9 protein-coding genes are annotated in these 9,625 nt (G+C 71.2%); 8 read left to right on the top strand and 1 reads right to left on the bottom strand.

Features of this window, described 5'->3' with window-relative positions; translation table 11 throughout:
• Nucleotides 1-87 precede the first annotated feature (87 nt).
• Nucleotides 88-1,935, top strand: coding sequence for a dihydroxy-acid dehydratase (gene ilvD / locus ACFY29_RS24605; RefSeq protein ID WP_328424375.1), 1,848 nt, complete (start codon nt 88-90; stop codon nt 1,933-1,935).
• 142 nt (nt 1,936-2,077) lie between these two features.
• Nucleotides 2,078-2,914, top strand: coding sequence for a hypothetical protein (locus ACFY29_RS24610; protein ID WP_386989877.1), 837 nt, complete (start codon nt 2,078-2,080; stop codon nt 2,912-2,914).
• A gap of 175 nt (nt 2,915-3,089) precedes the next feature.
• On the opposite strand, the gene ACFY29_RS24615 is transcribed toward ACFY29_RS24610, so the two are convergent.
• Nucleotides 3,090-4,280, bottom strand: a complete 1,191-nt coding sequence (locus ACFY29_RS24615; RefSeq protein WP_386989879.1) for an ROK family protein — start codon at nt 4,278-4,280, stop codon at nt 3,090-3,092.
• 193 nt (nt 4,281-4,473) lie between these two features.
• Here ACFY29_RS24615 and ACFY29_RS24620 point away from each other — a divergent pair, with 193 nt between their 5' ends.
• From ACFY29_RS24620 to ACFY29_RS24645, 6 genes are read left to right on the top strand one after another with little or no spacing between them, the layout of a single operon-like run.
• Nucleotides 4,474-5,202: an amino acid ABC transporter ATP-binding protein gene (locus ACFY29_RS24620; RefSeq protein WP_328424369.1), complete on the top strand. Its 729-nt coding sequence runs from the start codon at nt 4,474-4,476 to the stop codon at nt 5,200-5,202.
• A gap of 19 nt (nt 5,203-5,221) precedes the next feature.
• Nucleotides 5,222-6,190 (top strand): glutamate ABC transporter substrate-binding protein, encoded by a 969-nt coding sequence (locus ACFY29_RS24625; protein WP_355606144.1) that lies wholly within the window; start codon nt 5,222-5,224, stop codon nt 6,188-6,190.
• A 16-nt stretch (nt 6,191-6,206) separates the two neighbouring features.
• The gene (locus ACFY29_RS24630; RefSeq protein WP_328424365.1) at nt 6,207-6,851 is read left to right on the top strand and encodes an amino acid ABC transporter permease; all 645 of its coding nucleotides are present in this window, start codon (nt 6,207-6,209) and stop codon (nt 6,849-6,851) included.
• The gene (locus ACFY29_RS24635; protein WP_386989882.1) at nt 6,848-7,714 is read left to right on the top strand and encodes an amino acid ABC transporter permease; all 867 of its coding nucleotides are present in this window, start codon (nt 6,848-6,850) and stop codon (nt 7,712-7,714) included. The genes ACFY29_RS24630 and ACFY29_RS24635 overlap by 4 nt, the downstream gene beginning before the upstream one ends.
• Nucleotides 7,711-8,727, top strand: coding sequence for an asparaginase (locus ACFY29_RS24640; RefSeq protein ID WP_386989884.1), 1,017 nt, complete (start codon nt 7,711-7,713; stop codon nt 8,725-8,727). Before ACFY29_RS24635 ends, ACFY29_RS24640 begins: the two co-directional genes overlap by 4 nt.
• Complete coding sequence (locus ACFY29_RS24645) at nt 8,724-9,467, top strand: copper homeostasis protein CutC (protein ID WP_328424359.1); 744 nt, start codon at nt 8,724-8,726, stop codon at nt 9,465-9,467. The genes ACFY29_RS24640 and ACFY29_RS24645 overlap by 4 nt, the downstream gene beginning before the upstream one ends.
• Nucleotides 9,468-9,625: the final 158 nt, after the last annotated feature.

A 9,625-nucleotide genomic window follows, 5' to 3' on the forward strand; every position in this document is an offset into this window, starting at 1 on the left:
GCTCGTCGTGGGGGACCGGATGTGCATCTGTTGGGACACGCGCGCACTCTGGACAGCCACCGTGGCGGCGGTGTCAGACTGGTACGCATGCCTGAGCTGCGGTCGAAGACCTCCACGCACGGTCGGACGATGGCCGGCGCCCGGGCCCTCTGGCGGGCCACCGGGATGACCGACGACGATTTCGGTAAGCCGATCGTCGCCATCGCCAACAGTTTCACCCAGTTCGTGCCGGGTCACGTACACCTCAAGGACATGGGCGGCCTGGTCGCCGACGCGGTGGCCGAGGCCGGCGGTGTGGGGCGGGAGTTCAACACCATCGCGGTCGACGACGGCATCGCGATGGGCCACGGCGGCATGCTCTACTCCCTGCCCAGCCGGGAGTTGATCGCCGACGCGGTGGAGTACATGGTCAACGCGCACTGCGCGGACGCCCTGGTCTGCATCTCCAACTGCGACAAGATCACCCCCGGGATGCTGCTGGCCGCGCTGCGGCTCAACATCCCGACCGTCTTCGTCTCCGGCGGCCCGATGGAGGCCGGCAAGACGATGGCGATCGAGGGCGTCGTGCACAGCAAGATCGACCTGATCGACGCGATGATCGCCTCCTCGAACGAGGCGGTCACCGACGACCAGCTCGGCGAGATCGAGCGCTCCGCCTGCCCCACCTGCGGCTCCTGCTCCGGCATGTTCACCGCCAACTCGATGAACTGCCTCACCGAGGCCATCGGGCTGGCGCTGCCCGGCAACGGCTCGACGCTGGCCACCCACGCCGCACGCCGGTCGCTCTTCGTCGAGGCCGGCCGCACCATCGTGGAGATCTCCAAGCGCTGGTACGACGGCGACGACGACTCGGTGCTGCCCCGCACGGTCGCCTCCAAGGCCGCCTTCGAGAACGCCGTCGCCCTGGACGTCGCGATGGGCGGCTCCACCAACACGGTGCTGCACCTGCTCGCCGCCGCCCGCGAGGCGGAGATGGACTTCGGCGTCGCCGACATCGACGCGATCTCCCGGCGGGTGCCCTGCCTGGCCAAGGTCGCGCCGAACTCGCCGCTCTTCCACATGGAGGACGTGCACCGCGCCGGCGGCATTCCGGCGATCCTCGGCGAGCTGGACCGGGGCGGGCAGCTCAACCGGGACGTGCACGCCGTGCACTCGCCCTCGCTGGCCCAGTGGCTGACCGACTGGGACGTGCGGGGCGGCTCGCCGACGCCGACGGCGGTCGAGCTGTTCCACGCCGCGCCGGGCGGGGTGCGCACCACCGAACCGTTCTCCACCACCAACCGCTGGTCGTCGCTGGACACCGACGCGGCCGAGGGCTGCATCCGGGACCGGGAGCACGCGTACTCCGCCGACGGAGGGCTGGCCATCCTGCACGGCAACCTGGCCCCGGAGGGCAGCGTGGTGAAGACCGCGGGTGTGCCGGACGACTGCCTGACCTTCCGCGGGCCGGCGAAGGTCTACGAGTCCCAGGACGACGCGGTGACGGCGATCCTGGCCAAGCAGGTGGTCGCCGGGGACGTGGTGGTGATCCGGTACGAGGGCCCCAAGGGCGGCCCCGGCATGCAGGAGATGCTCTACCCCACCTCGTTCCTCAAGGGTCGAGGGCTGGGCCGCTCCTGCGCGCTGCTCACCGACGGTCGCTTCTCCGGCGGCACCTCAGGGCTCTCCATCGGGCACGTCTCCCCCGAGGCGGCCTCCGGTGGGCTGATCGCCCTGGTCCGCGAGGGCGACGAGATCGTCATCGACATCCCGGGCCGGTCCATCGAGCTGAACGTGCCGGAGGACGTGCTCCAGGCCCGGCGGGTCGAAGAGGAGAAGCGCGACAAGCCGTACACCCCGACCGACCGGCAGCGGCCGGTGTCGGCGGCGCTGCGCGCGTACGCCTCGATGGCCACCTCGGCCAGCGACGGCGCCTACCGCCGCGTCCCGGAGTGAGTGGACGCGCCGGCCCCAACGCGGTCCTGGGCACCAACGATAGATCGACGGAAAGGTGTTGCCCCGGGGTCGACAGCGTGGGATAGCGTGTCGTCGGTCTATTGGGGAGAGCCCCAAATCCTTCGGGGAAAGAAGCGCTCACGTGTCACTTTGGAAGAAGACCGCGGTGGTAGCGGTCTCGGCGCTCACTGCGCTCGCTGTCTCTGCCTGCGGCGCGAAGTCCGGCTCGTCCGAGGCGCCGAAGCAGCCCAGCGTCCTGGAACTGCTCGCCAGCGATCTCAAGGGATCGTTGCAGAAGACGGTCGACGCCACCGACAAGACCGATTCGGTGACCGTGACGATGACGGGCACGGCGGGCGGCGAGAAGATCTCCATGCAGGGTGTCCTGGACCTGGGTGACCCGCTCAAGGCCGAGATGAAGACGTCCGACCCGGACGGCACCACGACCACCGTCCGGATGATCGGCGCTGTGGTCTACGTCGAGATCCCGGCGGAGGACCGCGCGAGCACGGGCGGAAAGCGCTGGATGAAGATGGACCTGAGCGCCGTGGGCGAGCAGGCGGGGATGGACTTCACCAAGCAGTTCGAGGACGTCGACCCGATCAAGCAGGTCAAGACGCTGCTCGCCACCGAGGGTGTGACTGTGGTCGGGCAGGAGACGGTAAACGGGGCGCCTACCGTCCACTACACCGTCACCACCCCCGTGACGACCTACCTCGGGCAGGTCGACGCCAAGCTGCGGGCGGACGTCGAGAAGGGGCTGGCCAAGCAGGGCGTCAAGGAGATCAAGATCGACCTGTGGGTCGACGAGCAGTACCGGCCGCGGCGCGCGGGCATGGTCATGGGCAAGATGGGCGACATGGTGGTCGACTACACCGACTACGGCAAGGCGGCGACCATCGAGACGCCGCCGGCGGCCGAGACCGCCGACTTCGCCGAGATGCTCAAGGGCCTGGAGGGCCTGACCGCCGGCAACTGACCAGAATCGGAATACTGCCCGGTCGGCGAGGAGACTCACCGGCCGGGCAGTGCCGCTTCAGGAGCCGGGCAGGCCCCATCCCGGAGCCACGCCGTGCCCATTGACCCGACACCTCCGGTCTTCGCGGTGCCGCACGCGTACGCAGCCCTTTCAGCGAGGGCTGGTGTGCAGCGGGTTAGTTGCTTGCCACGACGTGGTCGATCACCAGGTGGGCGGCGCCCGTGATGCCGACATCCTGGCCGGTGGCGACCCGCTCGATGAGCAGGGTCTGGGTGGCCAGCGGCAGGCACCGCTCGTAGAGGGTGCCCCGCATGCTGGCGAGCAGGGGTTCGCAGTCGGCGAGCCGGCCGCCGATGGCCACCACCTGCGGGTTGAAGAAGTTGACCACCACGGACAGGATCTCGCCGATGGCCCGGCCAGCCTGCCGGGCGAGCGCGGTGGCATGCCGGTCACCGTCGTCGATCAGGCGGATCACGCCGGTCAGGTCGGAGACCGGCACGCCCTGGTCACGTAGCGCGGTGACCAGGGCCGCGCCGCTGGCCACCGCCTCCAGGCAACCGGCGTTGCCGCAGGTGCAGGGTGGTGCCGGATCGGCCACCACCCGGCAGTGGCTGATGTCCCCGGCCGATCCCTGTGCGCCCCGGTGCAGCCGTCCACTGGAGATCACTCCGGAGCCGATCCCGGTGCCAGCCTTGATGTAGACGGCATGGTCCAACTCGGAATGTGCCGTGCGGTGCGCACCGAGCGCCATCAGGTTGGCGTCGTTGTCCACGAGGACCGGTACCTCGACCCGGTCGGCACAGAAGGCGGCGACGTCGAAGCCGTTCCAGCCGGGCATCCGGGACGGGCTGACGATCCGCCCGGTCGCGTGCTGCACCGGGCCGGGGATGCCGATGCCGATGCCCCGCAGCGCGCCCGCCGCCACCGCACCACCGGCCGCTTCCCGGCCCGGCCCGCTGGGCACGGCCACCAGCGCGGAGACCTCGGCCAACAACCCGCCGAGCACCTCCTCCGGACCGTCCTCGATGCGCACCGGCAGGGTACGGGCCTGAACCACCCGGCCGGAGAGATCCAGTGTGCCGACGCGTGCGTGATGCGCCCCCAGGTCGATGGCGCCGACCACGGCGCCGCCGGTGGGCACGGCGAGCTGGCGCGGCCGTCGGCCACCCCGGGACCGCCCGGCGCCGGTTTCCTCCAGCAACCCCTCGTTGATCAACGCCTCCACGCGCTGGGAGACCGTCGACGGGGACAGCCCGGAGAGCCGGGACAGGTCGGCGCGACTGACGGCCGCTCCAGTGGCAACCCAGCGCAGCAGCTCCCGGGGGCTGCTCCGGAGAGCGTCGCGCGGCGCGTCGTCAATCGTCACGTCAGGTTCTTAGCACCCGCAGTTTGTTCAAGCAACCGGTTGACTTAATTTCTCGTCTACCTTTAGATGGCGCTGTTGCTTCGATATGAAGCAAACTTAGTTCTGTAGTCGAAGAAAGTGGGGGCGTCTGGTGGCACCGACGACGGTCTCCGATCGCGCCGGCCGGTCCGGGACGACGGGTCCGGACCGACCGATGGTGTCGGTCCGCGGCCTGAACAAGTGGTTCGGTCCACTGCACGTGCTCAAGGACATCGACCTCACGGTGGCCGCTGGCGAGGTGGTCGTCGTGGTGGGGCCATCCGGCTCCGGAAAGTCGACCCTGTGCCGCTGCCTCAACCGGCTGGAAACGGCCGGTCAGGGCACCGTCGAGATCGACGGTGAGCCGCTGCCCGCCGAGGGCCGCGCGCTGGCCCGACTGCGCGCCGACGTCGGCATGGTCTTCCAGTCCTTCAATCTCTTCGGGCACAAGACGGTGCTGGACAACATCACCCTCGGCCCCACCCGGGTCCGCCGGATCGCCCGGCCCGAGGCGCGCCAGCAGGCGATGACGCTGCTGGAGCGGGTCGGCATCGCCGACAAGGCGAACCACCACCCCGCCCAGCTCTCCGGCGGGCAGCAGCAGCGGGCCGCCATCGCCCGGGCACTGGCCATGCGGCCGAAGGTGCTGCTCTTCGACGAACCGACCTCGGCCCTCGACCCGGAGATGGTCAACGAGGTGCTCGACGTGATGGTCTCTCTCGCCGCCGAGGGGATGACCATGATCGTGGTCACCCACGAGATGGGCTTCGCCCGCCGCGCCGCCGACCGGGTCGTCTTCATGGACGACGGCCGGATCGTCGAGTCCGGCGCCCCCGACGAATTCTTCGCAGCCCCGCGCACCGAGCGGGCCCGCGACTTCCTGTCCAAGATCCTCCAGCACTAGCCCCCAACGGGAGGGTGTCATGTCAATCCTCAAGATGAGCTTCACCGGGCGGCGCTCGCTCGCCCTCACCGCCACCGCGGTCGCGGTGGCCCTCGCCGCGACGGGCTGCGGCGGCGACAGCGACAGCGGCGCACCGGCCCTGCCCGGCAACCCCGGCCTGGGCGGCGACGGCGTGGTCGCCCAGTCGGTGTACGACGCCGCCCCGGTGGCCACCGACGCGGACATCCCGGCGGGCTCCACCATGGACGCGATCCGCAAGCGCGGCTACCTGAGCGTCGGCGGCTCGCTGGACGCACCGCTGCTGTCCCAGCAGAACCCGGTCAGCGGCACCATCGAGGGCTTCGACGCCGACATGGCCAAGCTGCTGGCGAAGTACATCACCGGCAAGACCGAGGTGAAGACCACGACCATCGGCACCCAGACCCGGGAGGCGATGCTCCAGGCCAAGTCGGTGGACGTGGTCTTCCAGACGTACACCATCACCCCGCAGCGGGCCACCCAGATCGCGTTCGCCGGGCCGTACCTCACCTCCGGTCTGGCGGTCGGGGTCCGCAAGGACGACACCTCGATCAAGAGCGTCAAGGACCTCGCCGGCAAGACCGTCATCGTCGGGGCGAACACCCCCGCGGTCACCGCGCTGCCCAGCGCCGCTCCCGGCTCGAAGCAGATCGCCTTCGGGACCGACCCTCAGGCGCTGCAGGCGCTGCTGCAGAAGCGCGGCGACGCGTACGTGCAGGACTTCACGCTGCTCGCCTCCGGCGCCAAGGCGAACCCGGGGATGAAGGTCGTCGGCGAGCCGTTCACCACCGAGGCGTACGGCATCGGCCTCAACCGGGAGGACGCGCAGTTCAAGGAGTTCGTCAACAAGTGGCTGACGAAGATCCAGGCCGACGGCACGTGGGCGAAGGTCTGGGAGGCCACCCTCGGCTCGGTGGTGGAGGGCGGGGCGCCCACTCCGCCGGCCCTCGGTTCCGCCGACGGCTCCTGAGTAGCCTCCCGCGCCGATGGACGCCCTCACCGCCCACCTGAGCGAACTCGGCCACGGCCTGGTCACGACGGTCGAACTGACCGTCGTGACCACCGTCGGCGCGATGCTGCTGGGCATCATCGTGGCCACCCTGCGGATCGCCCCCGTACCGCTGCTGCGCGCCATCGGCACGGCGTACGTCGAGGTGTTCCAGAACCTGCCGCTGCTGGCCCTGCTGGTCCTCTTCGTCTTCGCGCTGCCGACCATCGGCATCACGTTCCCGCTGTTCACCTCCGCCGCGATCGTCATCGCCGTCTACGAGGGGGCGTACCTGGCCGAGGCGATCCGGGCCGGGATCAACACGGTCGGCGTCGGCCAGGCCGAGGCGGCGCGGGCCATCGGGCTCACCTTCGGTCAGTCCCTGCGGCACGTGATCCTGCCGCAGGGACTGCGGGCGGTGATCCAGCCGATCGGCAACATCTGCATCGCGCTGCTGATGAACACCTCGCTGGCCGCCGCCGTCGGCGTGGTCGAGTTGACCCAGGCCGCCAACACCGTGAACCTCATCGAGGCCCAGCCACTCGCCGTCTTCACCGGCGCGGGCCTCGCCTACATGCTGCTGGCCTTGATCATCGGTCAGGTCACCGGCCTGCTCGAGCGAAGGCTGGCGATCGTCCGATGAACCAGACCCAACAGATCCTGTTCGACGAGCCCGGCCCTCGGGCCCGGCGACGGATCCGGATCGCCACCGTGCTGGGCGCCGTCATCCTGGTCGGCGCCGTCGTCGCGGCCGTGTACCAGTTCGCCAGCCACGGCGAGCTGGCCGCCGCCCGCTGGGAACCGTTCACCACCTGGCCGATCTGGCGGTACCTGCTCAACGGGCTCTGGGCCACCGTGCGCGCCGCCGCCGCGACCGCCGTGCTCAGCGCCGCACTCGGGTTGCTGCTGGCGCTCGGCCGGCTGTCGGCGCACCGACCGCTGCGGTGGTTGGCCGGCGCGTACGTCGAGATCTTCCGGACCGTACCCACGCTGCTGCTGATCTACGTGACGCTGTTCGCGCTGCCGCAGTACGGGATGAACTTCCCGCTGTTCTGGAAGCTCGTGGTGCCACTGGTGGTCTCCAACTCGGCGGCGTTCGCGGAGATCTTCCGAGCCGGCATCCGGGCCCTGGACCGGGGGCAGACCGAGGCCGGCCTCGCGGTCGGGCTGCGCCGCGGGCAGGTGATGGCGCTGGTGGTCCTGCCACAGGCGCTGCTCCAGCTCACTCCGTCCCTGGTCAGCCAGCTGGTCGGGCTGCTCAAGGACACCTCGCTCGGCTTCGTGGTCAGCTACACCGAGTTGCTCTACAGCGGGCAGGTGCTCTCCTCGTACACCCACCTGCTGATCCAGACATTCCTGGTGGTGGCGCTGATCTACCTGGTGGTCAACGCGTCGCTGTCGAAGTTCGCCCGCGTACTCCAGGCCCGCAACGGTCGGTTCACCGGCCGGCGCGGACGACGATCCGCGGACCTGCCGCCGTCGCTCACCGAAGGGAACATCCGGTGACCATCCCCCGCTACGCCGAACTGGCCCGGGTCGTCCGCAACGGTTTCGTCGAGAGCCGGCACTACGGCAGCGTCGTGGTGCTCGACCCGGACGGCGCGGTCGCCCGCACTGCCGGCGTACCCGACGAGCCGGTGCTCCCCCGCTCCACCCTCAAGCCGGTGCAGGCGCTGGCCTGCCGGATCGCGGCGACCGCCGGGCCGGGCGACACCGACCCACTGACCGGCCGGGCGCTGGCCCTCGCCGCCGGCAGCCACACTGGCGACGACCGGCACGTCGAGGTGGTCCGGGCGATGCTCGCCGACGCGGGTCTGACCGAGGACGCGCTCGGCTGCCCAGTGGACTGGCCGGAGGACGAGCTGACCCGGGACCGGCTGATCCGCGCCGGCGGGCAGCGCGAGCGGATCCGGATGAACTGCTCCGGCAAGCACGCCGCGATGCTCGTCGCCTGCGTCGCGCGGTCCTGGAGCACGCACGACTACCTCGATCCCGACCACCCGCTCCAGCGGGAGACCGCCGCCACCGTCGCCCGACTGGCCGGCACGCCGATCACGCACCAGGCGGTCGACGGCTGCGGCGCACCGCTGTTCGGCCTGCCGCTGACCGGCCTGGCCCGCACGTTCCAGGCGCTGGTCACGGCACCCACCGGCAGCGACGAGGAGCGGGCCGCCCAGGCCATGCGCCAGTACCCCGAGTACGTGGGCGGCTGGCACGCGCACCCGAACACCGACCTGATGCGGGCGCTGCCCGGAGTACTCGCCAAGGGCGGGGCCGAGGGCGTACTCGCGGTGGCCGCCCCGGATGGCCACGCGGTGGCGGTGAAGGTGGTCGACGGCTCACCCCGAGCCACTACCGCCATCGCGCTCGCCGCCCTGGAGGCCGTGGGCGTACCGGTCGGCGGGGCCGACGCCCTGCGCCGGGTGCCGGTGCTCGGCGGCGGCGAACCCGTGGGCGCCGTCACCGCCGTCATCGATTGGACCGCGGCATCGTCTCGCACCGAAAAGGAAGAGTCATGAGCACATTCGAGATCTGCATCGACAGCGTCGAGGGGGCGGTCTCCGCCGAGGAGGCCGGGGCCGACCGGGTGGAGCTGTGCTCCGCGCTCTTCGACGGCGGGTTGACCCCCAGCCTGGGCACCATCGAGACGACCCTGCGCACCGTCACCCGGATCCGGGTGCACGTGATCGTCCGGCCGCGGGCCGGCGACTTCATCTACTCGCCGCTGGAGATCGAGGCGATGGAGCGGGACGTGCGGGCCGCGGTGGCGGCCGGTGCGCATGGCATCGTGATCGGCGCGCTGACCGCCGAGGGTGACGTCGACGTACCGACCACGCGCCGGCTGATCGCCGCAGCCGGCGACGCCAGCATCACCTTCCACCGCGCGTTCGACATGGTCCGCGACCCGTACGCGGCCCTGGAGCAACTGGTCGAGCTGGGAGTGCACCGCGTGCTCACCTCCGGCCAGGAGGTCAGCGTGCTGGAGGGTGCTCCGCTCATCGCCGACCTGGTCCGCCGGGCCGCCGGACGGATCGTCATCATGCCGGGCGGCGGCATCACCCCGCGCAACATCGCCCGGATCGTCGAGGCGACCGGCGCCGACGAGTACCACTTCGCGGCCCTGGTCAGCTCGGACAGCCCGGCTGTGCACCGCAACCCGGCGCCGCTGATGGGCGGCACTCTGCACCGGCCCGAGTACGAGCGGTCCGGCACGTCCGGGGCGTTGGTCGGCCAGGTGCTGGCCGCCGCCCGGGCCTGACCCGCCACGCGCTCCGACGAGCGGTGGGGGGGGGGGGGGGGGGGCGCCCCCCCCCCCCCCCCCCCCCCCCCCCCCCCCCCCCCCCCCCCCCCCCCCCCCCGCCCCCCCCCCCCCCCACCGCCCCCCCCCCCCCCCCCAAAAAAACCCCCCACCCCCCC

Origin of the sequence: Micromonospora sp. NPDC000668 (genome assembly GCF_042897975.1) — a bacterium.
In the GTDB taxonomy this organism is placed as follows: domain Bacteria; phylum Actinomycetota; class Actinomycetes; order Mycobacteriales; family Micromonosporaceae; genus Micromonospora.